The organism is Pseudomonas sp. Pso3 (genome assembly GCF_055393275.1).
Map to the genome: position 1 here is coordinate 4,115,777 of NZ_AP043687.1, position 25,186 is coordinate 4,140,962.

The window sequence follows — 25,186 nt, forward strand, 5'->3', positions numbered from 1 at the left end:
GCTCTTGTCGCACGCCGGAAGCTTCCGAAAACGAAAAACCCTGGCCAGTGCCGGGGTTTTTCTTTGTCAGGCGTCGATCAGGCCTTAGAGGACCTGGAGATCGCCCAACCCATCCAGGTAGCGCTCGGCGTCCAGCGCCGCCATGCAGCCGGCACCGGCCGAGGTGATGGCCTGGCGGTAGGTGTGGTCGGCCACGTCGCCGGCGGCGAACACGCCCGGCACGTTGGTGGCGGTGGCATTGGCCTCGCGGCCGCCCTTCACCACCAGATAGCCGTCGTGGGTCTCCAGCTGGCCTTCGAACAACCCGGTGTTGGGGGTATGGCCGATGGCGACGAACAGACCGGCCACCTGCAGCTCTTCGCTGCTGCCATCGTTGTTCTTGATGCGCACGCCGGTGACGCCCATGTTGTCACCCAGCACCTCGTCGACGCTGGCGTTGAGTTTGAGCGCCATCTTGCCCTCGGCGACCCGGGCACGCAGCTTGTCCTGCAGGATCTTCTCGGCGCGGAAGGTCTCGCGGCGGTGGATCAGGGTCACCTTGCTGGCGATGTTGGCCAGGTACAGGGCTTCCTCGACCGCGGTGTTGCCGCCGCCGACCACCGCCACCTCGCGGTTGCGATAGAAGAAGCCGTCGCAGGTGGCGCAGGCGGACACGCCCTTGCCCATGAAGGCCTCCTCGCTGGCCAGGCCCAGGTAGCGGGCGCTGGCACCGGTGGCGATGATCAGGGCGTCGCAGGTGTAGGTGGCGCTGTCACCCTTGAGGGTGTAGGGCTTGCCGCCAAAGTCCACGGCGTTGATGTGATCGAAGACGATCTCGGTCTCGAAGCGCTCGGCGTGCTCGCGCATCCGCTCCATCAGCGCCGGACCGGTCAGGTCGTGGGGGTCACCCGGCCAGTTGTCGACCTCGGTGGTGGTGGTCAGCTGGCCGCCCATCTGCATGCCGGTGATCAGCAGCGGCTTGAGGTTGGCACGGGCGGCATAGACCGCGGCCGTGTAACCGGCCGGACCGGAACCGAGGATGATGAGACGCGAATGGCGCGAGTTGCTGACTTCAGACATGACATTCTCCCTGCCGGGGTCTCCGGCAGACCTAAGAGTAGAGTGGCCGGCGCGCCCTGGGGGCATGCCGGCCGGTGTGCGTGCGGAGCCGTTCCGCAAGCGCCGGTCGCTCCTGGCGACGGCGCGACCGGCGCCGATAGGCGGACACCGGGTCCAGGGATGGGGCTCAGCGTACCGGGTGCCGCCCCTCCACAGAAGCGACCATTCTAAATCCAGACCATAGGGCGCGCCTATGTCGACCGCTTCGGCCAGGGAGCCCTGAGGTAAGCTGTGCCTCCCGCCACCTGTCAGGAATCTTCATGGCTGTCGCTCCGCTGTCCGGCTCCGCCTACTTCGCCGAAGGGCTGCGCCTGGTGACCCGCCCCGGCATGCGCCGCTTCGTGGTCATCCCGCTGACCATCAACCTGCTGCTCTACGCCGCCATTCTCACCTTTGCCGTGCGCGGCTTCGAGGGTTGGCTGGAGCAGCTGATGCCGAGCCTGCCGGCCTGGGCGAGCTTCGTCGAATGGCTGCTCTGGCCGCTGTTCGTGCTCCTGCTGCTGGCGATCATCTTCTTTACCTTCACGATGCTGGCCAACCTGGTGGCGGCGCCCTTCAACGGCTTTCTGGCGGAAAAGGTCGAGGTCATGGTGCGCGGCCAGGACGACTTCCCGCCGTTCAACCTCACCGAACTGGTCACCATGGTGCCACGCACCCTGCAGCGCGAACTGCGCAAGCTGGGCTACTACCTGCCGCGCGCCCTGGGCCTGCTGGTGCTGACCTTCATCCCCGGCCTCAACCTGATCGCCGCGCCGCTGTGGATCCTGTTCGGCGTCTGGATGATGGCGGTGCAGTACATCGACTTTCCCGCCGACAACCACAAGCTGGACTTCCGTGCCATGCTCGCCTGGCTGCGCACCCGCCGCCTGCGCTGCCTGGGCTTTGGCGGGGTGACCTACCTGGCGCTGCTGGTCCCTGGCCTGAACGCCCTGTTCATGCCCGCCGCGGTGGCTGGGGCGACGCTGTTCTGGGTGCGTGAAGGGGGCGACAAGGCCCTGGTGGTGCGTCCCCAAGGCAGCCTGGCCCGGTAGGGTGGAAAACCGCGCAGCGTTTTCCACGCGGCCATCGTGCCTCCGTGGATGAGGCTGCGCCGTCATCCACCCTAGGCCGCATCATCCAACCAGCCCCCTCTCCCCCTGGGAGAGGGTTGGGGTGAGGGCCACCCCGCACGGACGCCACAAACGACAACGCCCGCGCCGGCAAGGCCGGACACGGGCGTCGCAGGAGCCTGAGGCCAGGCTTAGTGGTGGTGACCACCTTCGCCATGGATGTGGCCGTGGGCGATTTCTTCGTCGCTGGCCGCACGCACGTTGACCACCTTGACGTCGAAGTTCAGACGCTGGCCAGCCAGGGGGTGGTTGCCGTCGACGGTGACCTGGTCGCCGTCGATGTCACGCACGGTGACGATCTGCATGGCGCCGTCCGGGCCGGAGGCGTGGAACTGCATGCCCACTTCCAGCTCGTCCACGCCTTCGAACATTTCCTTGCCCAGGGTGGCAACCAGTTCGGGGGTGTATTCGCCGTAGGCGTCTTCCGGCTCGATGGCCACCTTCAGCTCGTCGCCGGCCTGCTTGCCGGACAGGGCGCGCTCGAGGCCGGGAATGATGTTGCCCGCGCCTTGCAGGTACACCAGCGGAGCACCACCAGCGGAGCTGTCGATGACTTCGCCGGCGTCGTTGGTCAGGGTGTAGTCGATGGATACTGCCGTGTTCGCCGCGATCTGCATGGCCAGAACCTTCATGCTGGGAAAAAATAGGATTGACGCATCAGTCTACGCGTCCAACCTAGCAATTGCGAATGCGTTCGGTCAGTCCCCTGGCGCCCGCAGGCATCTGGAGGGCGCCCCTGCAACGGTGCCCGACCGCTCGTCACGAGATCGCCATGGCCGCTTCACGGGGCTGTCATCCCGGCTACCTAGGGTTTGCTGCATACCCACTGCCGGAGCCCTGCCATGCCGATTCCAGTGTCCGCACCGCCCGCGCTGCGCGCCGAACGCCTGTCGACCGCCGCGGATATCCGCGCCGCCCAGCGCCTGCGGGCTGAGGTCTTCGGCAGTACCTACGGCGTGCATTTCGCCGACAACCTCGACCAGGACGCCTACGACGCCCACTGCCTGCACCTGGGGGTGCGCGACCTGCGCAGCGGCGAGCTGATCGCCACCACGCGACTGCTCGACGGACGCCGCCGCGAGCGCCTGGGCAGTCTCTACAGCGAAAGCGAATTCCAGCTGGAAGGCCTGGACGGCCTGCAGGGTCCGCTGCTGGAAATCGGCCGCACCTGCGTGGCGCCCGGGCATCGCACCGGCGCGGCCATCGCCCTGCTGTGGGCGGAACTGGCCGAGATCATGGCCTGTGGCGACTATCGCTACCTCATGGGCTGCGCCAGCGTGCCCATGGCCGATGGCGGCCTGCAGGCCGCCGCCCTGCTGCGCCAGGCCGCGCGGGACGAACGCATCCCGGCGATCCGCGCCACGCCGCGGCGCCCGCTGCCCTTCGTCGCCGTGCCCGACAACCTGGTGGTGCAGCTGCCGCCCCTGCTCAAGGCCTATCTGCGCCTGGGCGCCCAGGTCTGCGGCGCGCCCTGCTGGGATCCGGAATTCGGCGTGGCCGACGTCTTCATCCTGCTCAAGCGCGAAGACCTCTGCCCGCGCTATGCCCGCCACTTCAAGGCCGCGGTATGAGGCGACTGCGCCTCGCCCTGCGGCTGTTGCCGGTGCTGGCCGCGCTGCTGCTCGGGGCGCTGTTCGCCCTGACGGTGGCGCTGGCGGTAACGCTCGGTCGGCGGCCCTGTCTGGGGCTGCGGCAACGGCTGACGCGGCGCTTCTTCCAGCTGCTGGCCCGGGCGCTGCGCCTGCGCCTGGAGGTCTGGGGCGAGGTGCCGCGCGGCACCCATCTGTGGCTGGCCAATCATGTGTCCTGGCTGGACATCGTCGCCCTCGGCAGCCTGCGGCCGCTGGGTTTCCTGTCCAAGGCGGAGGTGGCGGACTGGCCCTTCGCCGGCTGGCTGACGCGCCAGGCCGGCACCCTGTTCATCCGCCGCGGTGCCGAACGCGGCGACGCCCTGGGCGAGGCCTTGACCACGCGCCTGACCCAGGGCCTGTCACTGGCGCTCTTTCCCGAGGGCACCACCACCGACGGCAGCGTGCTGCGCACCTTTCATGGTCGGCTGCTGAGTCCGGCCATCGCCACCGGCACCCCGCTGCAACCCGTGGCCCTGAGCTACTGGCGCCACGGCGAGCCGGATCGGGACGCGGCCTTCATCGGCGACGACGACCTGGTGAGTCATCTGCTGCGGCTGCTGGACAACGGCGGGACCACCCTGAGGATCGAGTTGCTGCCCGCGGTGCTGCCCCAAGGCCAGGCGCGCCAGGTACTGGCGGGTCGCTGCCAGGCGGCCATCGCCGGCCGCCTCGGGATTCAGCTGGAAACCCGCGCCGCCCGCTCGGCGGCGGCAAAGGCCTGCAACTGCGGATAGAAGTCGCGGAAATCTGCCAGCAGGCCATCGTAGGCGGCGTCCAGTTCGGCGAAGGCCCCGGCCAGCAGCTCCGGGCGTGACAGCCGCCGCGCCATGCCTTCCACCACCCGCTCCAGCACGGCGAAGTCTTGGTAGCTGCCCAGCCAGTCCTGACGCGCCATCAGGGGCGCGATGCGGGCCAGCCGCGGCGGCAGCTCCGGCTCCTCCAGCAGGGTCTGGTAGCAGTCCGCGACGAAATCCGGCAGCGGCTGCTCGGCATAGTCGTGCCAGAGGCGCGCCAGGCAGTGATCGAAGAAGACATCCACCAGCAGTCCGGCCACCCGCCGCCGCGCCGCGGGCAACCGGGTCTTGGCCCGGATCACCAGGGGATGGTCGTCGGTATAGACGTCGATGCGCCGGTGCAGCCGGATGCCGGCGGCGATCCCGGCCGGCCAGAGGTCCGCCGGGCCCTTGACGAAATCGCCGTAGAGACTGCCGAGGCGATCTTCGCGGCCGGGGCCGCCCAGGTGCAGGTGCGCGAGATAATTCATCCCCTCAGCATACTCCAGCCGCGACCGGGCGGTTTTCCTGGACGACCCGCGGCTGCTAGGCTCGGACCTCCCTTCCCTGTCCGCTGGAGTCGTCATGCCCGTTCGCGCCGTGTTCCTCGACTATGCCTCTCTCGACCTGGGCGATCTGGACCCGGCGCCCTTGCGCGCGGTGTTCGACGAACTGGAACTCCATCCGGCGAGCGCCCCGGAGGAGGTCGCGGCGCGCCTGGCCGGCGCCCAGGTCGCCCTCGTCAACAAGGTGGTGCTGGACGCCGCCATCCTGGCCGCCTGCCCCGAGTTGAAGCTGGTGCTGGTCAGCGCCACCGGCACCAACAACATTGACCTGGAGGCCGCGCGCGCCCAGGGCGTGCGCGTCTGCAACTGCCAGGGCTACGGCACCGCCTCGGTCGCCCAGCACACCCTGGCGCTGCTGCTGGCCCTGGCCACCCGGTTGCCGGACTACCAGGCGGACATCCGCGCCGGTCGCTGGCAGACCGCCAGCCAGTTCTGCCTGCTCGATCACCCCATCGTCGAGCTGGAAGGCAAGACCCTCGGCCTGCTCGGCCTCGGCGAACTGGGCAGCGCGGTCAAGCGGCTGGCCGAAGCCTTCGGCATGCAGACCCTGGTGGGCCAGTTGCCCGGTCGCCCCGCCCGCCCGGGCAGCCTGCCGCTGGCCGAGCTGCTGCCCCAGGTGGACGCCCTGACGATGCACTGCCCGCTGACCGAGCAGACCCGCGGCCTGATCGGTACGGCGGAACTGGCGGCGATGAAACCCACGGCCTTCCTGGTCAACACCGCCCGCGGCGGCATCGTCGACGAACAGGCCCTGGCCGACTGCCTGAGACGCGGCCACCTGGCCGGCGCCGCCACCGACGTGCTCAGCGTCGAGCCGCCGCGCGACGGCAATCCGCTGCTGGCCGGTGACATTCCACGACTGATCGTCACCCCGCACAACGCCTGGGGCAGTCGCGAGGCGCGCCAGCGGATCATCGGCCAGCTCGCCGCCAATGCCGAAGGTCATTTCGCCGGCACGCCGCAGCGGGTGGTCTGCTAAAGTTCGCGCTTTTTTCGCCAGGTAGCCCCATGGATCCGCGCAGCGAAGTCCTCCTCCGTCACCCCGAGCGCTTTGGCGGCGCCTTGCTGCTCGCCGGCTTGCCGGCCGATGAGCTGCTCGGCAGCCTGCCTGCGGCCAGCGGCTGGAGTTGGCATGCGGGCGAGGCCGAACAACTGATGCGGCGCTATCCGGGTCGCGTCAGCCTGGGGATCGAGCCCCCGGCGGGCGACTTCACCGCTGCCGTGCTGTTCCTGCCCAAGTCCCGCGAGGCCACCGACTTCCTGCTCACTGCCCTGAGCCAGCGCCTGCCGGCCGCGGGTAGTCTGTTTCTGGTCGGGGAAAAGAAGGCCGGGATCGAACGCGCGGCGCGCCAGCTGGGCGTCCTGGGCCAGGCCAGCAAGCTCGACAGCGCCCGCCATTGCCAACTGTGGGTGGTGCAGGACCCTAGCACCTCGGCCGATCCGCAGCCGGACGCCTGGCTGCAACGCCATCGGCTGGAGCGGGCGGGGATGAGTCTGGAGATTCTCAGCCTACCGGGTGTGTTCAGCCATGGCCGGCTGGACGTGGGCACGGCGCTGCTGCTGGAACACCTCGACGGCCTGCCCGAGGGGGCGGTACTGGACTTCGGTTGTGGCGCCGGCGTGGTCGGCGCCGCCCTGGCCCGCCGCTATCCCGCCAGCACCCTGCACCTGCTCGACGTGGACGCCTTCGCCGTGGCCAGCAGTCGCCAGACCCTGGCGGCCAATGGCCTGGCCGCAACCGTGATCGCCGGTGACGGCATCGCCGCGGCGCCCAGCGGTCTTGCCGCCATCGTCAGCAATCCGCCCTTCCACAGCGGCGTGAAGACCGACTACCGCACCACCGAGACCCTGCTGGCCGAGGCGGTGCGCCATCTGCGTCCCGGCGGAGAGTTGCGCCTGGTGGCCAACAGCTTCCTGCGCTATCCGCCACTGATCGAGGCCGCCTTCGGCAATTGCCGCACCCTGGCCGAACGCGACGGCTTCAAGGTCTACAGCGCCCGGCGGCGGTAGCGACGCCGAGCCCTGCCGGGCTTCACTGCACTCAACCCAGCCTACGGCGCCTACCCGCCCCCTCTCCCCCTGGGAGAGGGCTGGGGTGAGGGAAGTACCTTCCCCCAAACCCAAATCCTCAACCCTTCTTCGCCGCCTCGTACAGCGGCATCACCTTGGGAATCGCCGCCTGCAGGGCCTTGGTGCGGTTGGCGTCGGAGGGGTGGGTGCTGAGGAATTCCGCCGGCTGCTTGCCCTGGCTGGCCTGCGCCATCTTCTGCCAGAGGGTGATGGCGGCATTGGGGTTGTAGCCGGCGCGCGCCGAGAGCTCCAGACCGATGAGATCCGCCTCGTTCTCGTTGCCGCGGCTGAACGGCAGGGTCAGGGCCACCTGGGACACCTGGTCGGCCAGCTGCATGCCGCCCTGGCCGACGCCCAGCAGGGCGCCGCCGAGGTTCTCGCCCATCTGGATGGCATAGGCCCGCGACATCTGCTCGCGGCTGTGCTCGCGCAGGGCGTGGGCGATCTCGTGGCCCATCACCGCCGCCAGTTCGTCGTCGGTCAGCTTGAGCTGATCGATGAGGCCGCTGTAGACGAAGATCTTGCCGCCCGGGCCGCAGTTGGCGTTGAGTTCGTCGCTCTGCACCAGGTTGACCTGCCAATCCCAGTTCACCGCGTCCGGACGGAAGGCCGCGGTCTGCGGGATCAGCCGCTTGGCGATGGCGGCCACGCGCTTGCCGTCGGCCGTATCGTTGGCCAGCTTGCCGGCGGACTTGGCCTCGCTGACCGTCTTGGCATAGGACTGGGCGTACATCTGGTTGACCTGCTGCTCGGACAGCATGCTGAACATGTACTGCTTGCGCTGCACCCCGACCGCACCACCGGAGGTGGTATTGACGGTCTGGCAGGCGACCAGCAGCAGGCTCAGGGACAGGCCTGCGAGGGGAAGGATACGGCGCATGGGAATCTCCAGGTATCGAGGCGGATACAGTCTAGAGAGGGGCGTCAGACCCGGCAACGTCCGGTAATGCCCGGCAACGCTCTCCTGCCAGCCGACCGGAGGCCTCAATGGACAGACATCTGCGCCGATAGCTCCCGGTATCGAACGCCCCGGAGTCCCCCATGAATTCCCGCTCCATCCGCACCTCCATCACCCTGCTGGCCGGCGCCTGCATCCTGGCGGTGGTCGCTGCCCTGATCGCCTACACCCTGTTCGCCGGTCAGCGCACCCGCGCCCTGGTCGACAGCCATACCGAGGCCCTGGCCGCCACGGCCGCCGAAGCCCGGCTCACGGCCGAGGCCGAGGCCGTGGGCAACCAGCTGCAACGCCAGCTGGACGTCCCCCTGCAACTGGCCAGTCAGCTGGCGCAACTCAACGTGGCCATGGCCAGTCCGGGCGACCAGCAGGTCGAGCTGGATCGCCAGAGTCTGGTCCGCCTGCTGGGCCGGAGTCTGCAGCGCCAGTCCGGCCTGCTCAGTCTCTATACCGTCTGGGAGCCCAATGCCATCGACGGCCAGGACGACCGCCATCGCGGTAATGCCGCGGCCGGCTACGACGAGCAGGGGCGCTTCACCCCCTGGTGGCACAAGACCCTCGACGGCGATGTGACGGTGGAACCGATCGGCCCGACCGTGGAAAGCCAGACCCGGCTGCCCTCGGGCGTGCGCGAAGGCGAGTACTACCTCTGCCCGCGGGAAAATCGCACCACCTGCGTGCTCGACCCCATGCCCGACACGGTCAACGAGCAGCAGGTGCTGATCGCCTCCTTCAACGTGCCGATCCTAGTCGGCGACGCCTTCAAGGGCGTGGTCGGTGCCGACGTGCCGCTGGACTTCATCCAGCGCCAGCTGGTCAAGGCCAATGGCCGCCTCTATGGCGGCGTGGGCCGCATGGCCCTGGTGGCCGGCCGCGGCACCCTGGTCGCCTACACCGCCGATGCCAGCCAGCTGGGCAAACCGGCCGAACCGGTGCTGGGCGCGACCCTGGCCGGCCTCAAGGACCTCGGCGAAGGCGTCACCCGGCGCTTCGACGCCAAAACCGAGCGCTACCAGGTCTATCTGCCGCTGCGCTTCGCCGGCGACAACCGCCAGGTCTGGACGCTGATCATCGAACTCCCCCGCGAAGCCGTACTGGCCGACCTCTACAGCCTCAAGGACACCCTTGGCAGCCAACGCCACCAGGACGTGATCGGCATGCTGCTGGTGGGCCTGGCGGTCGCCGGCGCCGGTCTGCTGGTGCTCTGGCTGATCAGCCTGCGCATCGCCCGGCCGCTGCGGCAGATGGTGACCATGCTCGACGCCATCGGCCAGGGCGACGGTGACCTCACCCAGCGCCTCGCCACCGAGCGCCGCGACGAGGTCGGCGCCATGGCCGGCGGCTTCAATCGCTTCCTGGCCTCGCTGCAGGGCCTCATCGGCCAGCTGATCCGCTCGGTGGGCGAGGTGGCCTCGGCCGCCGAGCACACCTCCCATATCGCCCAGCGCACCCGCGACGGCGTGCAGCGCCAGCTGCAGGAGATCGACCAGTTGGCCACCGCCATGCAGGAGATGACCGCCACCGCCCAGGACGTGGCCGGCAATGCCGGTCGCGCGGCGCGGGCCGCCACCGAGGCGGACGGCGCGGTCAACGAAGGCCAGCGGCTGGTGCAGCAGAACGTCGCCAGCAGCGCCGCCCTCGCCCGGGAGATCGAGCGCGCGGTGGAGCAGGTCCGCCGGGTCGCCGAGGACAGCGAGAACATCGGCTCCATCCTCACCACCATCAACGGCATCGCCGAGCAGACCAATCTGCTGGCGCTCAACGCCGCCATCGAGGCGGCGCGCGCCGGCGAGCAGGGCCGCGGCTTCGCCGTGGTGGCCGACGAGGTGCGCAACCTGGCGCAAAAGACCCAGGTCGCCACCGGCGAGATCCAGGAGATGATCCAGCGCCTGCAGCAGGGCACCCGCGAGGCGGTGACGGTGATGCAGGCCAGCGGTGCCCAGACCAGCACCCAGGTCGCCCAGACCGAGGCCACCCGCCAGGCCCTGGACACCATCCTGGCGGCGGTGGGCGAGATCACCAGCATGAACCTGCAGATCGCCAGCGCCGCGGAAGAACAGAGCGCGGTGGCCGAGGACATCAATCGCAACGTGGTCAATATCGGCCAGAGCGCCCAGGCGGTCCACGGCGAAGCCGACAGCGCCTCCCGCGCCGGCCAGCAACTGCGCGAACTGGCCGAACAGCAACGCCAGCTGGCGGGACGGTTCCGGGTCTAGCCCCCTCCCCTCAAGTGCCAAGCCACCCCCTCTCCCTCCTGGGAGAGGCAGGGGTGAGGGCCGCGTCTACAGCGGGGTCAGACACTCCGGCCCGTCCACCTCGGGTCGGTTGACGATATCGGCCAGCACCCGCTCGCGCAGCGGCATGCCGCCCGTGGCCAACAGCGCCTGCAGGGCTTCGGGCGAGCTGTTCGGATCCTGCCAGAGGGCACGCCCCGCTTCATCCAGCAGGATCGGCCGCCGCAGCGGGCCGGCGGCCTGGGTGACCATGGCCACCGACAGCCAGAGCTGGTCCCCGGCCGGATAGGCCTCCCAGAGCGCGGCGAACCAGGCCAGGGGTTCGCCATTGAGCATCCAGTAGGGCCGCTTGCGATGATTGCCGCGCCATTCGTAGAAGCCGTTGGCGGGCAGCAGGCAACGCCGCAGGCGAAAGGGCTCGCGAAACATCGGCTGGGTGGCCAGGCTTTCGGCGCGGGCGTGGGTGGGGGTGCGGGAAAGATCGGTGAGCCAGGGCGGAGTCAGTCCCCAGCGACCGCTGTCGACCCGCTCGCCCTCGGCGGTCCGCCGCTGCAGTAGCACCTGCTGATGGGGGGAGATGTTCCAGCGCGGCGCATGCTTTTCGGGGAATCCCGCCAGGGCGGCGAATTCGGCGGGCCAGCGGAACAGGGCGTAGCGTCCGGACATGAAAACCTTTTTAGGTTCTTTACGAAAAGTCGCCGAGCGAAGGTCAGGCGAGGCGAAAAATGCTGAGGAAGCGGAGTTTACAAGTGGTAAATGAGCATTCCGAAGCGTTTTTCAACGAAGCATCACCGATGCGTAGGCACTTTTCGTCTAGAACCTAGCAGACGAGGATGCCCTGCTCGGGGGAGGGATCCTCTCCCGGCAGGGGCGTGGCGGCATTGTACGCGGCGATCAGCGCCTGCGCGCGGAGGGCCTCCTCATCCTCGACCAGCAGGCCGAGCAGCCCTGCCGCCGGCAGGTCGCCGATGCCCCCGAGCAGATGGCGCCCGGCAAGAAAGCCGCTGATGCCTTCGCTGGCCAGCACCGCCAGGAGCAATTCACCCTCGTGCAGCGAACCCGGCTCGTAAATGCGACGCATCAGTCGTCCTCCCGACGAACCTCGAGATTCCAGTCCTCGCCATCGGTGTGCAGGCCGAAGCGGATCGGCCGGCAGCAGACTTCGCAGTCTTCGTAGTAGTCCTGATCACCGCCGCTGAGGTCGAGCACCACCTCGCCCGGTTCGCCGCAATAAGGGCAATCGTATTCCTGGCTTTCCAGCATCTGCCTGCACTCCTCGACCGCCAACCTGCCGCCCATCCGGCCCCTGGCGCTTGCATCTGGCGCCACGCCCACTACTATGGCCGCCGGAATTTCTACAAGAGAACACCATGGGCGAGTTCGAAGCCATTCGACCCTATAACGACGCGGAAGTCCCCGGGGTTCTGGCCCGCCTGATCGACGACGACCACTTCATCGCCATCCTCGCCGGCTACCGTTTCCCGCGCCTGTCCAAGGGCCTCGGCTGGGTGGTGCGGCCCCTGTTGCGCACCCGCCTGCGCCAGGAACTGGGCGGCATCCAGAGCGTCGCCGCGCTGCAGGACAAGCTCGAACCCTATGTGGATCGCGCCATCGAAAAGGCCTCGGACGGCGTCACCTACTCCGGTATCGACCAGCTGCGCAGCGGCCGGGCCTATCTGTTCCTGGCCAACCACCGCGACATCGTGATGGACCCGGCCTTCGTCAACTATGCCGTCTACCACGCCGGCCTGCCAACGCCGCGCATCGCCATCGGCGACAACCTCCTGCAGAAGCCCTTCGTCAGCGACCTGATGCGGCTGAACAAGAGCTTCATCGTGCACCGCTCCATCAGCGGCCGGCGCGAGAAGCTGGCGGCGTACCAGAATCTGTCCGCCTACATCAATCACTCGATCCGCCAGGACGGCCAGTCCATCTGGATTGCCCAGGCCGAGGGCCGGGCCAAGGATGGCGACGACCGTACCGATTCGGCCATCCTCAAGATGTTCCACATGAGCTGCAAGGACGCCCCCTTCGCCGAGCTGGTCAAGGCGCTGAACATCGTGCCGGTGTCCATCAGCTACGAATTCGATCCCTGCGACCAGGCCAAGGCCCGCGAACTGCACATCCGCGCCACCACCGGCGGCTATACCAAGGCGCCGGGCGAGGACGACGTCAGCATCGCCCTGGGCATCACCGGCTACAAGGGCCGGGTGCACGTGGCCTTTGGCGAGCCGGTCACGGGTGAGTTCGAGGATGCCAAGGCGCTGGCCCAGGAAATGGACCGGCAGATCCTCGGCAACTACCGGCTGTTCCCGGCCAGCTACCTGGCCTATGCCGCCTCGGAGGGTCGCGATCCGGAGCTGGCCGTGCCCGCGGTGGACGCCCTGTTTCCCGCCGAGGAAATCGCGGTCGCCCGCGGCGAGTGGGAAAAGCGCCTGGCCGAGTGCCCGGCGGAATACCGGGCGCAGCTGGTGCGCCAGTACGCCCAGCCGGTGCTCAACAAGTACCGCGTGCTGGCCGGCCTGGAATAGCGGTCGGCGACCCATGAAAAAGCCCGGCACTGGCCGGGCTTTTTCATGGGCGTCGGGTTTTCAGCGACCGCTGAGCACCTGGACCACGGTCGGATCCTTGAACACCCGGGTCAGGGCGTCGCTCAGCACATCGCTGACCAGCTTGGTGTTGGCCTCGGCGTTGGGCGCCATGCCAAAGCGCTGGTTGAGGCTGGCGCCGTAGCGGCCGCGGTAGCCGCGCTGGCTGTTGCGCACGTCGACCTGGAAGGCCGCGGCGACGTCGGAGGCGGTGACGTACAGTTCCTTGGGCGACTGGTAGTTCAGCTCGGCCAGGGTCAGGGTCAGCTGGGGCGCGCCGGGGCCGGCATTGGGCGACGGGGTGAAGCCCATCTGGCGGACCGCCTTCTCGGCTTCGGCCTGCAGCTTGGGAATCACGTCCTGGGTCTGCACCACCACCACGCTGGTGTCGGGATAGAGACCGCCACGGGTGCCGAGGGTAAAGGAGGAGCGACCGTCGACCACCCGGACCGAGACCGGCTGGCCCTGGCCGACCGGGGCGATGGGCGCGGTGATCTGGGGTTGCGGACTCAATTGCTGGGGGCTGCTGGCGCAGCCGGCCAGGGTCAGACCAGTGGCGGCGAGCAGGCCGAGCAACAGGCGATAGCGCATGCAGAGACTCCAGAGAAAGGGACAGGGGGCAGTATACCCAGCCCCCCAGCGGCGTCGATAGACGGGCACCCCGGACAGAAGAACGCCGGCACGAGGCCGGCGTCTTCCTGGAGCAGGGTCAGGGCTTGGCCGCCAGCGGCGGTCGCGTCTGGCTGCGCTCCAGCCAGCCACCGCCGAGGGCCTTGTACAGGGTGACCTCGCTGTTGAGCTGGTTGAGTCGATCGGTGATCAGCTGCTGCTGGGCGCTGTACAGCGAGCGCTGGGCGTCGAGCACCGTGAGGTAGTTGTCGATGCCCTGGCGATAGCGCAGGTTGGCCAGGTCGTAGTACTCCTGGCTGGCCTGCACCAGGTCCTGCTGGGCCTGCAACTGGTCGTCGTAGGTGCCCTTCGCCGCGAGGGCATCGGCCACTTCGCGGAAGGCGGTCTGGATCGACTTCTCGTAGGTGGCGACGTTGATGTCCTTCTGGATCCTGGCCGCATCCAGGCTGGCCTTGAGACTGCCGGCCGTGAAGATCGGGATGTTGATGCTCGGCGAGAAGGTCCAGTAGCCGGAGCCGGCGTCGAACAGGCCATTCAGATCGCGACTGGCCGTGCCACCCTGGGCGGTCAGGCTGATGCGCGGGAAGAAGGCCGCCCGCGCTGCGCCGATGTTGGCGTTGGCGGCGCGCAGCTGCAGCTCGGACTGGAGGATGTCCGGGCGCTTCTGCAGGAGATCCGACGGCAGGTTGGCCGGCAGGTCGGCGAGCAGGTCCTTGCCGTCCAGGCCCTTGCCCTGCGGCAGGTCGGCCGGGATCGAGGTGCCCAGCAGCAAGGCCAGGGCGTTGCGATCCTGGGCCACCTGGCGGGTGTATTGCGCCAGATTCGCCCGCGCCCCTTCCAGGGCGGTGCGCGACTGGCGAAGGTCCAGGCCGCTGGCCACGCCGTTCTCCACGGTCTGACGGGTCAGGTCGTAGGAGCGCTGATAGGCGTCCAGGGTCTCGCGGGTCAGTTGCAGCATGCGCTGGTCGGTGAGCCAGGCGTAGTAGGCGTTGGCCACTTCCGAGACCAGCGAGATCTGGGTGCTGCGACGTCCTTCGCTGGTGGCGAAGTAGTTGAGCAGCGCCTGCTCGCTGAGGCTGCGCAGGCGACCGAAGAGGTCCAGCTCATAGGAGGTGAAGCCCAGGGTCACGCTGTACTGGCTGCTGATGCTGCCGCCGCCACCGCCACCCGCGCCGTTGGCGCTGTTGCCGGCGAGCAGTTCGCGGATGGCGGAGACCTGGCTCAGGTCTTCAGGCTGGCGGGTACGGGTCCCGGTGCCGCTGACACTGATGTCGGGAAACAGCTCGGCGCGCTGCACGCGGTACTGCGCCTGGTAGAGGCGCACGTTCAGCGCGGCCTGGCGCAGGTCGCGGTTGTTGTCCAGTGACAGCTGGATCAGTTGCTGCAGGGCCGGATCGCGATAGAAATCGCGCCAGCCGATGTCGGCCGCCTGCTGGTCGCGGTTGACCGTCAGGGCATCGTAGGCCTGGCCATGGGGCCAGGCATTCTCCACCGGCGCGTTGGGTCGCTGGTAGTCGGGGATCAGGCTGCAGCCGGAGACGGCCAGCATGCCCACGACCACCGCCAAGAGAGACTTCTTCATATCAGTGTCCTTCCTTGCCATGGGCTTCCTGGTCCTTGGTGGCCTTGTCCTTGAACAGGCTGCTGACCACCACGTAGAACATGGGAATCCAGAAGATCGCCAGTATCGTGGCGGTGAGCATGCCGCCGATCACGCCGGTACCCACGGCGTGCTGGCTGCCGGAGCTCGCGCCCGAGGAGATCGCCAGGGGCACCACGCCCAGGATGAAGGCCATGGAGGTCATGATGATGGGCCGCAGACGCATGCGCGAGGCTTCCACCGCCGCATCGACGATGTTCTTGCCGCCCTCGTGCAGCTCCTTGGCGAATTCCACGATCAGGATGGCGTTCTTCGCCGCCAGACCGATGGTCGTCAACAGACCGACCTGGAAGAAGACGTCGTTGGCCAGGCCACGGAAGTAGGTGGCCAGCAAGGCCCCCACCACCCCCAGCGGCACCACCAGGATGACCGCGATCGGAATCGACCAGCTCTCGTACAGCGCCGCCAGGCAGAGGAACACCACCAGCAGCGACAGGGCGTAGAGCGCCGGCGCCTGGGAGCCCGACAGCCGCTCCTCGTAGGACAGACCGGTCCAGGCGATACCCACGCCCTGCGGCAGGTCCTTGGCCATGCGCTCGATCTCGGCCATGGCGTCACCGGTGCTGTAGCCGGGCGCCGCGGAACCGAGGATCTCCAGTGAGGAGATGCCGTTGTAGCGCTCCAGCTTGGGCGAGCCGTAGATCCACTCGCCGCGGGCGAAGGCCGACACCGGCACCATCTCGCCCGCGCTGTTGCGCACGTACCACTTGTTGAAGTCCTCGGGATTCATCCGCGCGCTGGCTTCGCCCTGCAGGTAGACCTTCTTCACCCGACCGCGGTCGATGAAGTCGTTGACGTAGCTGGACGCCCAGCCGATGGACAGCGTCTGGTTGACGTCGCTCTGCGACAGCCCCAGGGCGCGCACCTTCTCGTCGTCGACGATGAGCTTGAATTGCGGCTCGTCGTTGAGGCCGTTGGGACGGGTCTGCATCAGCTTGGGATTCTGCGCGGCCATGCCGAGCAGTTGGTTGCGCGCGGCCATGAGCGCCTCGTGGCCGATGCCGCCCTGGTCCTGCAGATAGAAGTCGAAGCCGGTGGCGTTACCCAGCTCCAGCACCGCCGGCGGCACGATGGCGTAGACGATGGCGTCCTTGATGCCCGACAGGTAGCCCATGGCCCGACCGGCCACGGCACTGGCCCCATCCTTGGCGTCCGGACGCTCTTCCCAGGGCTTGAGCTGGATGAACGCCAGGCCCGAGCTCTGGCCTCGACCGGCGAAGTTGAAGCCGTTGACGGTGAACATCGAGCTGACCGCGCTCGAGTCGTTCTTCATCATCATCTCGCGCATGGTGTCGAGCACCTTCTGCGTCCGCTCGGCACTGGAGCCCGGCGGCGTGGTGACCTGGGCGAAGATCACGCCCTGGTCCTCTTCCGGCAGGAAGGACGACTGGATGCGGGTGAACAGGAACACCATGACGCCGACGATCAGCAGGTACAGCAGCAGGAAGGGCACCTTGTGGCGGATCACCGCGGCCACGCTGCGCTCGTAGCGGTGCTGACCGCTCTCGAACTTGCGGTTGAACCAGCCGAAGAAACCGCGCTTCTCGTGGTGCCCCTGCTTGACCGGCTTGAGCAGGGTGGCGCACAGCGCCGGGGTCAGGATCAGGGCCACTAGCACCGAGAGCACCATCGAGGAAACGATGGTGATGGAGAACTGGCGATAGATCACCCCGGTGGAGCCGCCAAAGAAGGCCATGGGCACGAACACCGCCGACAGCACCATGGCGATACCGACCAGGGCGCCCTGGATTTGACCCATGGACTTGCGCGTCGCCTCCTTGGGCGAGAGCCCCTCCTCGGCCATCACCCGCTCGACGTTTTCCACCACCACGATGGCATCGTCCACCAGCAGGCCGATGGCGAGCACCATGCCGAACATGGTCAGGATGTTGATGGTGAAACCGGCGGCCAAGAGCACCGCGAAGGTGCCCAGCAGAACCACGGGTACGGCGATGGTGGGGATCAGGGTGGCCCGGAAGTTCTGCAGGAACAGGAACATCACCAGGAACACCAGCAGGATCGCCTCGCCCAGGGTCTTGACCACCTCGTGGATGGAAGCGGTCACCACCGGGGTGGTGTCATAGGGATAGACCACTTCCATGCCCGGCGGCATGAACGGCTTGAGCCGTTCGATGGTGGCGCGGACCGCCTTGGCGGTGTCCAGGGCGTTGGCCCCGGTGGCCAGACGCAGGGCCATGCCGGAGGCCGGCTTGCCGTCGAACTGAGCGTCGATGGAATAGTTCTCGCCCCCCAGCTCCACCCGTGCCACGTCGCGCAGGCGCACCTGGGCGCCGCTCTGATCGACCTTGAGGAAGATCTTGCCGAATTCCTCGACGCTGGTCAGGCGGGTCTTGCCGATGATGGTGGCGTTGAGCTGTTGCCCCGGCACCGCCGGCAGGCCGCCGAGCTGACCGGAGGCGATCTGCACGTTCTGGCTCTGGATGGCGCTGCTGACGTCGACCGGCGTCAGCTGGTACTTCACCAGCTTCTGCGGATCGAGCCAGATGCGCATGGCGTACTGGGCACCGAACACCTGGAAGTCACCCACACCGCTGGTCCGCGCGATGGGATCACGCATGTTGGAAACGATGTAGTTGGACAGGTCTTCCTTGGTCAGGGAGCCGTCCATGGAGACCAGGCCCACCACCATCATGAAGTTGCGCTGGTACTTGGCCACGCGCATGCCCTGCTGCTGCACTTCCTGCGGCAGCAGCGGCGTCGCCAGCTGCAGCTTGTTCTGCACCTGGACCTGGGCGATGTCGGAGTTGGTGCCCTGGTTGAAGGTCACGATGATGGTCATGCTGCCATCGGAGTTGGACTCCGAGGAGATGTACCTGAGGTTGTCGATCCCGTTCATCTGCTGCTCGATGACCTGGACCACGGTGTCCTGCACCGTCTGCGCCGAGGCGCCCGGGTAGCTCACCTGGATCGAGACCGCCGGGGCGGCGATGTTCGGGTACTGGTTGATCGGCAGATTGAGGATCGACAGGATACCGGCGAGCATGATCACCAGGGCGATCACCCAGGCGAAGATGGGCCGGTCGATGAAGAACTTGGACATCGGGCGCTCCCCTTACTGAGCCTGACCCGCCGGCTTCTGCTCGGCGGAGGCGATGTTGCTCGCCGGCTTGGTGGTGACGGTGGCGCCCGGCTTGATCTTCTGCAGGCCCTCGGTGATGACCTTGTCACCCGCCTTCAGGCCGTCGGTGACCAGCCAGTCGGAGCCCACGGTACGCTCGGTCTTGAGGATCCGCTGCTCGACCTTGCCTTCGCCGTTGACCACCATGGCGGTGGGCTGGCCCTTGATGTCGCGGGTCACGCCCTGTTGCGGCACCAGCAGGGCATTCTGGCGAACGCCGGACTGCAGCTGGGCACGCACGAACATGCCGGGCAGCAGCAGCTTGTCGGGGTTGGGGAATTCGGCGCGGATGGTCACCGAGCCGGTGCCCTGATCCACCGAGACCTCGGCGAACTTGAGCTTGCCGGGACGGCTGTAGGCACTGCCGTCTTCCAGCATCAGCTTGACCTCGGCGGCGTTCTCGCCCTGCACGCGCTGCAGCTGACCGCTGTCCAGTTCACGGCGCAGGCGCAGCAGGTCGGTGGCGGACTGGGTCACGTCGACATAGATGGGATCGAGCTGGGTGATGCTGGTCAGGGCGGTGGTCTGGTCGGCGGTGACCAGGGCGCCTTCGGTCATCATCGAGCGCCCGATGCGGCCGGAAATCGGCGCGGCGACCTTGGTGTAGGCCAGGTTGATCTCGGCGTTGCGCAGGGCGGCTCTCGCCGATTCCACCTGGGCTTCGTTCTGCCGCTGCATGGACAGGGCGTCGTCGGCTTCCTGCTTGCTGATCGCCTGCTCCTTGACCAGGGCGCCATAGCGCTGGGCCTTGAGCCGGTTGGAGGCCAGGGTCGCCTGGGCCTGGGCCAGCGAGGCCTTGGCCGAGTTGACGTTGGCTTCGTAGGTGCGCGGATCGATCTGATAGAGCTGGGTGCCGGCCTTCACGTCGGCGCCCTCGGTGAAGTAGCGCTTGAGCAGGATGCCGCTGACCTGGGGACGGACCTCGGCGATGCGGAAGGCCGAGGTGCGCCCGGGCAGTTCGTCGGTGAGGGTCACGGTGCGGGGTTGCATCGTCACCACCCCGACCTCAGCGGGCTTCTGCTGCTGTTGCTGCTGCTGGTCCTTGTTGTCCTGCTTGCCGCAGGCGCCAAGGGCCAGGGCCACGGCCAGCAGGGCGGGGGCGAAAAAGGCATGCGCCGGCTTGATCTGCATATCAAAAGTCCTTGAAAGCGGGGAAATGAGCATGCGCAGCGCGCCTTGTGGATCCGCACCGGCTCGAGCATAGGAATTATTATCAGACAAATATACTTACGTTCACGACTGTTTGTAAATAACCCAAGCGCCATGCTCGGGTATCTCGCCGGCGGCTCCGGCGCCTCGTGAAAACGGTTATTCCTACGACATCAGGCCCAGACGACCGACCTCGGTAGCAGACCATCAGGCTGAAGGCGAGTTCTGCCGGGGGATTCCTCTGGCGCCCGCCTCGTCGCCAAAAACGACCAGGCATAAAAATGCCGGACGAATCCGGCATCTTTGGTTACAACCTGAGGGCGTCCCGTTACTGGCGCACGCCTTCGAAGGACAGCATGAATTCCACTTCCTGGGACTTCGGACCGAGGTCCTTCTGGATGTTGAAATCCTTGAGCTTGAGGGTGGTGGTGCCCTCGAAGCCGGCGCGGTAGCCGCCCCACGGATCCTTGCCCTCGCCCATGAAGTGGGCCTTGATGGTGACCGGCTTGGTCACGCCGTTCAGGGTCAGGTTGCCGGTGACGTCGGCGGTGCCGTCGCCGGTGGGGGTGACCTTGGTGGATTCGAAGCTGGCCTGGGGATGGGCGGCGACGTTGAGGAAGTCGGCGCTGCGCAGGTGCTTGTCACGCTCGGCGTGGTTGGTGTCGACGCTGTCGGTGTTGATGGTCACCTTGATCTTGTCGGCGGACGGATCCTTGGCATCGAAGCTGAAGTTGCCGTCGAAGTCCTTGAAGGTGCCGTACAGCCAGCTGTAGCCCAGGTGCTGGATGCGGAACTGGATGAAGGCGTGCTGGCCCTGCTTGTCGATCTTGTAATCGGCGGCCATGGCCTGGCCGGCGCCCAGCAGAGCGGTACCCAGGGCCAGGGCGGCAACGGTTTTCTTCAGCATTGGATGGAGCTCCATGTGGTGGTGGGAAGCGAACATCAGGAAGGGGTATGGACCCGGCCGAGCATGCGCACCAGGGTGCCGTCGCGATCGACGAAATGGTGCTTGAGCGCGGCCAGCACGTGCAGGCCGGCCAGGACGATCAGCGTCCAGGCGAACCAGAGGTGGATCTTGCCGGCGGTATCGGCCTGGTCCGGCAAGCCGCTCAGGGTCGCCGGCACCTTGAACCAGCCGAAGACATCGATGGCCACACCATCGGCGGTGGAGATCAGATAGCCGGCCACCATGACGCTGAGCATCAAGGCATAGAGCAGGAAGTGCCCGGCCCCGGCGGCGCGGCGCACCAGGGGGCTGCCCTCCACCGGCGGCGGCGGACTGACCAGGCGCCAGAGCAGGCGCAGCACCAGGGCGATCAGCAGGAGGATGCCGGCGCTCTTATGCAGTTCGGGGGCGGTGTGGTACCAGGTGTCGTAGTAGTCCAGGGTGCGCATCCACAGGCCGGAGGCGAACATGGCGACGATCGCCAGGGCCATGACCCAATGCAGAACCAGACTTACCAGACCGTAGCGAAGGCCATCGTTGCGCCAGTGCATCGCTTTTCTCTCCTGAAAAAGCTTTGCCTAAGCCTAGCCGCAAACGTATCGATGGAAAGCGGAAAAAGTGTCGAATCAATATCGAAGGAATCGATGGATCGGACGGCGCATGGAGGCCCCGTCCGCTGCGGCCGGGAGGCTGCGCAGGGGCAGCCTCCCGGCGCGGGTCTGGATCAGAACGACCAGTGGAACAGCTTCCAGAAGAAGCCGTGCTCGCCACTGTCCTTGGCCGGCGCGGCGTCGGCGGCCTTGGGCGCGGCAGCCGGCTGAGCCGGGGCCTTGGCGCTGGCGACGACCGGCACCACGGCCTTGCCGGCCTTGAGGTCGCGGACCTGGCCGGCGGCGCGCTGACCGCTGGCCAGGGCCCCTTCCAGGGTGCCCGGATGCAGCGGATCGGTGTGCTCGCCAGCAAAGATCACCCGGCCGGTGGGCTTTTCCCACAGCCGCCAGTAGCGGGTGATCTGGCCCGGACCATAGGCCAGGTAGGCACCGCCCACGCCCGGATCGCGGCTGTAGCGACGGACTTCGTAGCCGGAGAAGGCACCGCGCGCCTTGGGATAGAGGGCGTGGAAGCGGATCAGCACCTGATCGACCATCTGCTTGTCGCCGAAGGCCTGCACCAGGCGCGCGCTGTCGCCGGCCAGGTTGACCAGCACATTGGCGCCGCCCTTGACGTCCGGTTCCACCCACAGCATGCCCAGACCCTGGTCGCTGTAGATCTCGCCGCTCATGCGCGACTTGCTGTCCCACACCGGGGTCTTGAACTTGAGCAGGATCTGGTCGCGCCAGCCATAGGTGGTGCCCTTGATGGCGGCCTGCTGGGTGGCGTCCAGCGCCGGGGTCATCTGCACCTGACCAAGGGCGCGCAGCGGCACCGCCATCACCACGTAGTCGGCCTTGTAGCCATTGGCGCCGGCCTTGACCGTCACGCCGCTCGGATCCTGGACGATGCTCGACACCTTGCTGTCGGTCTTGATCGTCTTGATCTGCTTGACGAAGGCCTGGGCCAGGACGTCGCTGCCGCCGGGCAGGCGCGAGGCGCGCAGGTCCTTGTCCTCGACGCCGCGATAGACGCGGGTCTGCTGGGCCAGATAGAGCAGCGACAGCCGCGAGGGCTCGTCATAGCGCACGCGGATGCGCTGGTTGATCAGCTGGCGGGCCACCGGCGGCAGATTCTGCTTGTCCAGCCAGGTGGCGGCGTTGATCTGGTCGAGGGCGTGCAGGGTCGGGGTGGCGGTCGGCTGCAGCGGATCGCTGATGGCGGCGGCCAGGTCGTCCAGGGACTTGTCGACGCGCTTCAGGGCATCGGCCACGGCCGGCATCTTCTGCACCAGGTCGTCCTGGGAATAGTACTGGCCGTCGATCAGATAGCCCGGGGTGCGCACGAAGGACGGCGCGTCCACGGTCTTGAGCTTGAAGGTGTCCAGGTAGTGGTTGAGCACCGGCTGGGCCTTTGTGTCGCCGATCCATTCGCTGGAGGCGAGACCGGAGCGACCGCCGACGCGCGCGCCGGCTTCCAGCAGGGTCACGTTCCAGCCGGCCTGCTGCAGTTCATAGGCCGAGGCCAGACCGGCCATGCCGGCACCGACCACGATCACCGAGGGACCACTGGGCGCGACGGGCGCCGCGGCAGCCTTTTCCGGCGCCTTGTGCGACTCTTTATGGGCCTTCTCGGCAGCGCCTGCGCTCAGGCTGGTAGCGAATACGCCGGCTGCCAAGCAGACGGTAAAACCTGTCCAACGCGACGACATCTTTTCTAGACTCCTGGGACCGGGAAACGGCGGTGGCGCAGCATACGCCAGCGGCCCCGGGGCAACCAGACGGCGCCACGACCGGCAATCGGCCCGCGCCTTGCTCCCGTCGCGCGCCCTGGCTTAGGCTTGCGCCCCCTTTTTATCGCCGGGCCCGTCGCCAGGAGACCGCCAATGACCAATCACGACTGGATGCGCCGTGACCTGGAGGTGCTCTGGCACCCCTGCACCCAGATGAAGGATCACGAGCAGCTGCCGGTGATCCCGATCCGCCGCGGCGAGGGCGTCTGGCTGGAAGACTTCGACGGCAAGCGCTACCTGGACGCCGTCAGTTCCTGGTGGGTCAATGTCTTCGGCCACGCCAATCCGCGCATCAACGACCGCATCAAGGCCCAGGTCGACCAGCTGGAGCACGTCATCCTCGCCGGCTTCAGTCACCAGCCGGTGATCGAGCTGTCCGAGCGCCTGGTCGCCCTGACCCCGGCCGGTCTCGACCGGGTGTTCTATGCCGACAACGGCTCCTCGTGCATCGAGGTGGCCCTGAAGATGAGCTACCACTACTGGCGCAACGTGGGCCAGCCGGACAAGCGCCGCTTCGTCACCCTGACCAACAGCTACCATGGCGAGACGGTGGCGGCCATGTCGGTGGGCGACGTGGCGCTGTTCACCGAGACCTACCAGGGCCTGTTGCTGGACACCCTCAAGGTGCCGAGCCCCGATTGCTACCTGCGCCCCGAAGGCATGGACTGGGAAGAGCATTCGCGGCAGATGTTCGTGCACATGGAGCGCACCCTGGCCGAGCACCACCAGAGCGTCGCCGCGGTCATCGTCGAGCCGCTGATCCAGGGCGCCACCGGCATGCGCATGTACCACCCGGTCTATCTGCGCCTCCTGCGCGAGGCCTGCGATCGCTATGGCGTGCACCTGATCCACGACGAGATCGCCGTGGGCTTCGGTCGCACCGGGACGATGTTCGCCTGCGAACAGGCCGGTATCCGTCCGGATTTCCTCTGCCTGTCCAAGGCCCTGACCGGCGGCTACCTGCCGCTGGCCGCCTGCCTGACCACCGATGCGGTCTACCAGGCCTTCTACGACGACTACCACACCCTGCGCGCCTTCCTGCATTCCCACAGCTACACCGGCAATCCGCTGGCCTGCGCCGCCGCCCTGGCGACCCTGGACATCTTTGCCCAGGACGAAGTCATCGAAGCCAACAAGCCCCTGGCCCGGCGCATGGCCGAGGCCACCGCGCACCTGGCCGAGCATCCCCAGGTCGGCGAGGTGCGCCAGACCGGCATGGCCCTGGCCATCGAGATGACCGCCGACAAGGCCCGCCGCACGCCCTACCCCTGGCAGGAGCGCCGCGGCCTGGCCGTCTACCAGCACGCCCTCTCCCGCGGCGCCCTGTTGCGGCCGCTGGGCAACGTGGTCTACTTCCTGCCGCCTTACGTCATCACTCCCGAGCAGATCGACTTCCTCGCCGAGGTGGCGAGCGAAGGCATCGACCTCGCCACCCGCACCTCGGTCAGCGTCGCCCTGAGCGACCTGCACCCCAACCACCGCGATCCCGGCTGATCTGGAGTCCGCCATGCGTCTCACCCGCTGCCACCTCGACCTGCCCCTGGCCCTCGGCCGTCTCGACCTGCCCGAGGCCCAGGCCCACTACCTGGGCCGCGTGCTGCGCCTGGCGCCGGGGGATGCCGTGCAACTGTTCGACGGCAGCGGCCGCGAATACCTCGGCCAGATCGCCGAGGTGGGCAAGAAGACCCTCAGCGTCGAGCTCACCGAGGAACTGCCCGGCCAACCCGATTCGCCATTGCGGATCCACCTCGGCCAGGGCCTGTCCCGCGGCGAGCGCATGGACTGGGCGATCCAGAAGGCCACCGAGCTGGGGGTGGCCGAGATCACTCCGCTGGTCAGCGAGCGCTGCGAGGTGCGCCTCAAGGACGAACGCGCCGACAAGCGCCTGCAGCACTGGCGCCAGGTCGCCATCAGCGCCTGCGAACAGTGCGGTCGCTCCACGGTGCCGCTGATCCATCCACCGCAGTTGCTGGCCGACTGGCAGGCCGGGCTGGACGCCGATCTCAAGCTGGTCCTGCACCCGGTGGCCGAGCCCCTGGAAAGCCATGCCCGCCCCACCCGCCTGGCCCTGCTGATCGGGCCGGAAGGCGGCCTGAGCGAGACCGAAGTCACGGCCGCCCGCGCCGCCGGTTTCCAGCCGGCCCGCCTGGGGCCGCGGGTGCTGCGCACCGAGACCGCGCCGGTGGTGGCCCTGAGCGTGGCCCAGCAACTCTGGGGTGATTTCCAGACCCCCTGACCTGCCCCCGGACCGCTGC

23 protein-coding genes are annotated in these 25,186 nt (G+C 67.7%); 9 read left to right on the forward strand and 14 right to left on the reverse strand.

The features are described from left to right. Nucleotides 1–84: 84 nt before the first annotated feature. On the reverse strand, nt 85–1,059 hold the full coding sequence (trxB, locus tag ACZ5R1_RS19330) for a thioredoxin-disulfide reductase (protein WP_027598439.1): 975 nt from the start codon (nt 1,057–1,059) through the stop codon (nt 85–87). Between the two features lie 299 nt (nt 1,060–1,358). On the opposite strand from trxB, the gene cysZ reads away from it, so the two are divergent. After that, nucleotides 1,359–2,129, forward strand: a complete 771-nt coding sequence (gene cysZ, locus ACZ5R1_RS19335; RefSeq protein WP_027602951.1) for a sulfate transporter CysZ — start codon at nt 1,359–1,361, stop codon at nt 2,127–2,129. Between the two features lie 209 nt (nt 2,130–2,338). Here cysZ and ACZ5R1_RS19340 read toward each other — a convergent pair whose 3' ends face one another. Beyond that, complete coding sequence (locus ACZ5R1_RS19340; RefSeq protein WP_027598438.1) at nt 2,339–2,824, reverse strand: FKBP-type peptidyl-prolyl cis-trans isomerase; 486 nt, start codon at nt 2,822–2,824, stop codon at nt 2,339–2,341. A 225-nt stretch (nt 2,825–3,049) separates the two neighbouring features. Here ACZ5R1_RS19340 and ACZ5R1_RS19345 point away from each other — a divergent pair, with 225 nt between their 5' ends. After that, nucleotides 3,050–3,778 (forward strand): GNAT family N-acetyltransferase, encoded by a 729-nt coding sequence (locus ACZ5R1_RS19345; RefSeq protein ID WP_027602950.1) that lies wholly within the window; start codon nt 3,050–3,052, stop codon nt 3,776–3,778. Next, the gene (locus ACZ5R1_RS19350) at nt 3,775–4,572 is read left to right on the forward strand and encodes a lysophospholipid acyltransferase family protein (RefSeq protein WP_115946695.1); all 798 of its coding nucleotides are present in this window, start codon (nt 3,775–3,777) and stop codon (nt 4,570–4,572) included. The genes ACZ5R1_RS19345 and ACZ5R1_RS19350 overlap by 4 nt, the downstream gene beginning before the upstream one ends. Here the strand turns inward: ACZ5R1_RS19350 and ACZ5R1_RS19355 are convergent. Further along, the gene (locus tag ACZ5R1_RS19355; RefSeq protein ID WP_027602948.1) at nt 4,515–5,102 is read right to left on the reverse strand and encodes an acyl carrier protein phosphodiesterase; all 588 of its coding nucleotides are present in this window, start codon (nt 5,100–5,102) and stop codon (nt 4,515–4,517) included. The genes ACZ5R1_RS19350 and ACZ5R1_RS19355 overlap by 58 nt on opposite strands. Nucleotides 5,103–5,196: 94 nt before the next feature. Here ACZ5R1_RS19355 and ACZ5R1_RS19360 point away from each other — a divergent pair, with 94 nt between their 5' ends. After that, nucleotides 5,197–6,156 (forward strand): 2-hydroxyacid dehydrogenase, encoded by a 960-nt coding sequence (locus ACZ5R1_RS19360; RefSeq protein WP_027602947.1) that lies wholly within the window; start codon nt 5,197–5,199, stop codon nt 6,154–6,156. A gap of 29 nt (nt 6,157–6,185) precedes the next feature. Further along, complete coding sequence (locus ACZ5R1_RS19365) at nt 6,186–7,187, forward strand: class I SAM-dependent methyltransferase (protein WP_115946694.1); 1,002 nt, start codon at nt 6,186–6,188, stop codon at nt 7,185–7,187. Between the two features lie 118 nt (nt 7,188–7,305). Here ACZ5R1_RS19365 and ACZ5R1_RS19370 read toward each other — a convergent pair whose 3' ends face one another. Further along, the gene (locus ACZ5R1_RS19370; RefSeq protein WP_007162727.1) at nt 7,306–8,127 is read right to left on the reverse strand and encodes a M48 family metallopeptidase; all 822 of its coding nucleotides are present in this window, start codon (nt 8,125–8,127) and stop codon (nt 7,306–7,308) included. A 161-nt stretch (nt 8,128–8,288) separates the two neighbouring features. Between ACZ5R1_RS19370 and ACZ5R1_RS19375 the strand changes: the two genes are divergently transcribed. Then, nucleotides 8,289–10,418 (forward strand): methyl-accepting chemotaxis protein, encoded by a 2,130-nt coding sequence (locus tag ACZ5R1_RS19375; RefSeq protein ID WP_115946693.1) that lies wholly within the window; start codon nt 8,289–8,291, stop codon nt 10,416–10,418. Nucleotides 10,419–10,484: 66 nt separating this feature from the next. Here the strand turns inward: ACZ5R1_RS19375 and ACZ5R1_RS19380 are convergent, their stop codons facing one another. From ACZ5R1_RS19380 to ACZ5R1_RS19390, 3 genes are all read right to left on the reverse strand, one after another. Then, on the reverse strand, nt 10,485–11,102 hold the full coding sequence (locus ACZ5R1_RS19380) for an SOS response-associated peptidase (RefSeq protein ID WP_115946692.1): 618 nt from the start codon (nt 11,100–11,102) through the stop codon (nt 10,485–10,487). A gap of 154 nt (nt 11,103–11,256) precedes the next feature. Continuing rightward, nucleotides 11,257–11,517, reverse strand: coding sequence for a putative signal transducing protein (locus ACZ5R1_RS19385; protein WP_007162730.1), 261 nt, complete (start codon nt 11,515–11,517; stop codon nt 11,257–11,259). Beyond that, on the reverse strand, nt 11,517–11,699 hold the full coding sequence (locus ACZ5R1_RS19390; protein WP_017639858.1) for a CPXCG motif-containing cysteine-rich protein: 183 nt from the start codon (nt 11,697–11,699) through the stop codon (nt 11,517–11,519). The genes ACZ5R1_RS19385 and ACZ5R1_RS19390 overlap by 1 nt, the downstream gene beginning before the upstream one ends. Before the next feature lie 107 nt (nt 11,700–11,806). Between ACZ5R1_RS19390 and ACZ5R1_RS19395 the strand changes: the two genes are divergently transcribed. Next, nucleotides 11,807–12,967 (forward strand): 1-acyl-sn-glycerol-3-phosphate acyltransferase, encoded by a 1,161-nt coding sequence (locus ACZ5R1_RS19395; protein WP_464712644.1) that lies wholly within the window; start codon nt 11,807–11,809, stop codon nt 12,965–12,967. A 60-nt stretch (nt 12,968–13,027) separates the two neighbouring features. Here ACZ5R1_RS19395 and ACZ5R1_RS19400 read toward each other — a convergent pair whose 3' ends face one another. The 7 genes from ACZ5R1_RS19400 to ACZ5R1_RS19430 form a co-directional block, all read right to left on the reverse strand. Continuing rightward, a complete protein-coding gene (locus ACZ5R1_RS19400) occupies nt 13,028–13,615 on the reverse strand; it encodes a YajG family lipoprotein (protein WP_007161696.1) in 588 nt (195 codons plus the stop codon). Nucleotides 13,616–13,733: 118 nt separating this feature from the next. Beyond that, entirely contained in the window at nt 13,734–15,236 is a 1,503-nt protein-coding gene (locus tag ACZ5R1_RS19405; RefSeq protein ID WP_074584090.1) for an efflux transporter outer membrane subunit, read from the reverse strand. 1 nt (nt 15,237) lies between these two features. Then, nucleotides 15,238–18,375 carry an efflux RND transporter permease subunit gene (locus ACZ5R1_RS19410; protein ID WP_027598429.1) on the reverse strand — a complete coding sequence of 1,046 codons (3,138 nt, stop codon included), beginning with the start codon at nt 18,373–18,375 and terminating at the stop codon, nt 15,238–15,240. A gap of 12 nt (nt 18,376–18,387) precedes the next feature. Continuing rightward, nucleotides 18,388–19,584 (reverse strand): efflux RND transporter periplasmic adaptor subunit, encoded by a 1,197-nt coding sequence (locus ACZ5R1_RS19415; protein ID WP_027598428.1) that lies wholly within the window; start codon nt 19,582–19,584, stop codon nt 18,388–18,390. A gap of 346 nt (nt 19,585–19,930) precedes the next feature. Continuing rightward, the gene (locus ACZ5R1_RS19420; protein WP_007161692.1) at nt 19,931–20,509 is read right to left on the reverse strand and encodes a YceI family protein; all 579 of its coding nucleotides are present in this window, start codon (nt 20,507–20,509) and stop codon (nt 19,931–19,933) included. A gap of 35 nt (nt 20,510–20,544) precedes the next feature. Next, on the reverse strand, nt 20,545–21,099 hold the full coding sequence (locus ACZ5R1_RS19425) for a cytochrome b (protein ID WP_027598427.1): 555 nt from the start codon (nt 21,097–21,099) through the stop codon (nt 20,545–20,547). A 173-nt stretch (nt 21,100–21,272) separates the two neighbouring features. Beyond that, nucleotides 21,273–22,850 (reverse strand): flavin monoamine oxidase family protein, encoded by a 1,578-nt coding sequence (locus tag ACZ5R1_RS19430; protein WP_115946691.1) that lies wholly within the window; start codon nt 22,848–22,850, stop codon nt 21,273–21,275. 174 nt (nt 22,851–23,024) lie between these two features. Here ACZ5R1_RS19430 and ACZ5R1_RS19435 point away from each other — a divergent pair, with 174 nt between their 5' ends. Next, the gene (locus ACZ5R1_RS19435) at nt 23,025–24,425 is read left to right on the forward strand and encodes an adenosylmethionine--8-amino-7-oxononanoate transaminase (protein ID WP_115946690.1); all 1,401 of its coding nucleotides are present in this window, start codon (nt 23,025–23,027) and stop codon (nt 24,423–24,425) included. Between the two features lie 13 nt (nt 24,426–24,438). Beyond that, nucleotides 24,439–25,167, forward strand: a complete 729-nt coding sequence (locus ACZ5R1_RS19440) for a 16S rRNA (uracil(1498)-N(3))-methyltransferase (protein ID WP_115946689.1) — start codon at nt 24,439–24,441, stop codon at nt 25,165–25,167. Nucleotides 25,168–25,186 lie beyond the last annotated feature (19 nt).

Bases quoted from the DNA above. Each gene is read 5' to 3' on its own strand.
- trxB (WP_027598439.1), bottom strand. From the start codon at position 1,059: ATGTCTGAAGTCAGCAACTCGCGCCATTCGCGTCTCATCATCCTCGGT.
- cysZ (WP_027602951.1), top strand. From the start codon at position 1,359: ATGGCTGTCGCTCCGCTGTCCGGCTCCGCCTACTTCGCCGAAGGGCTG.
- ACZ5R1_RS19340 (WP_027598438.1), bottom strand. From the start codon at position 2,824: ATGCAGATCGCGGCGAACACGGCAGTATCCATCGACTACACCCTGACC.
- ACZ5R1_RS19345 (WP_027602950.1), top strand. From the start codon at position 3,050: ATGCCGATTCCAGTGTCCGCACCGCCCGCGCTGCGCGCCGAACGCCTG.
- ACZ5R1_RS19350 (WP_115946695.1), top strand. From the start codon at position 3,775: ATGAGGCGACTGCGCCTCGCCCTGCGGCTGTTGCCGGTGCTGGCCGCG.
- ACZ5R1_RS19355 (WP_027602948.1), bottom strand. From the start codon at position 5,102: ATGAATTATCTCGCGCACCTGCACCTGGGCGGCCCCGGCCGCGAAGAT.
- ACZ5R1_RS19360 (WP_027602947.1), top strand. From the start codon at position 5,197: ATGCCCGTTCGCGCCGTGTTCCTCGACTATGCCTCTCTCGACCTGGGC.
- ACZ5R1_RS19365 (WP_115946694.1), top strand. From the start codon at position 6,186: ATGGATCCGCGCAGCGAAGTCCTCCTCCGTCACCCCGAGCGCTTTGGC.
- ACZ5R1_RS19370 (WP_007162727.1), bottom strand. From the start codon at position 8,127: ATGCGCCGTATCCTTCCCCTCGCAGGCCTGTCCCTGAGCCTGCTGCTG.
- ACZ5R1_RS19375 (WP_115946693.1), top strand. From the start codon at position 8,289: ATGAATTCCCGCTCCATCCGCACCTCCATCACCCTGCTGGCCGGCGCC.
- ACZ5R1_RS19380 (WP_115946692.1), bottom strand. From the start codon at position 11,102: ATGTCCGGACGCTACGCCCTGTTCCGCTGGCCCGCCGAATTCGCCGCC.
- ACZ5R1_RS19385 (WP_007162730.1), bottom strand. From the start codon at position 11,517: ATGCGTCGCATTTACGAGCCGGGTTCGCTGCACGAGGGTGAATTGCTC.
- ACZ5R1_RS19390 (WP_017639858.1), bottom strand. From the start codon at position 11,699: ATGCTGGAAAGCCAGGAATACGATTGCCCTTATTGCGGCGAACCGGGC.
- ACZ5R1_RS19395 (WP_464712644.1), top strand. From the start codon at position 11,807: ATGGGCGAGTTCGAAGCCATTCGACCCTATAACGACGCGGAAGTCCCC.
- ACZ5R1_RS19400 (WP_007161696.1), bottom strand. From the start codon at position 13,615: ATGCGCTATCGCCTGTTGCTCGGCCTGCTCGCCGCCACTGGTCTGACC.
- ACZ5R1_RS19405 (WP_074584090.1), bottom strand. From the start codon at position 15,236: ATGAAGAAGTCTCTCTTGGCGGTGGTCGTGGGCATGCTGGCCGTCTCC.
- ACZ5R1_RS19410 (WP_027598429.1), bottom strand. From the start codon at position 18,375: ATGTCCAAGTTCTTCATCGACCGGCCCATCTTCGCCTGGGTGATCGCC.
- ACZ5R1_RS19415 (WP_027598428.1), bottom strand. From the start codon at position 19,584: ATGCAGATCAAGCCGGCGCATGCCTTTTTCGCCCCCGCCCTGCTGGCC.
- ACZ5R1_RS19420 (WP_007161692.1), bottom strand. From the start codon at position 20,509: ATGCTGAAGAAAACCGTTGCCGCCCTGGCCCTGGGTACCGCTCTGCTG.
- ACZ5R1_RS19425 (WP_027598427.1), bottom strand. From the start codon at position 21,099: ATGCACTGGCGCAACGATGGCCTTCGCTACGGTCTGGTAAGTCTGGTT.
- ACZ5R1_RS19430 (WP_115946691.1), bottom strand. From the start codon at position 22,850: ATGTCGTCGCGTTGGACAGGTTTTACCGTCTGCTTGGCAGCCGGCGTA.
- ACZ5R1_RS19435 (WP_115946690.1), top strand. From the start codon at position 23,025: ATGACCAATCACGACTGGATGCGCCGTGACCTGGAGGTGCTCTGGCAC.
- ACZ5R1_RS19440 (WP_115946689.1), top strand. From the start codon at position 24,439: ATGCGTCTCACCCGCTGCCACCTCGACCTGCCCCTGGCCCTCGGCCGT.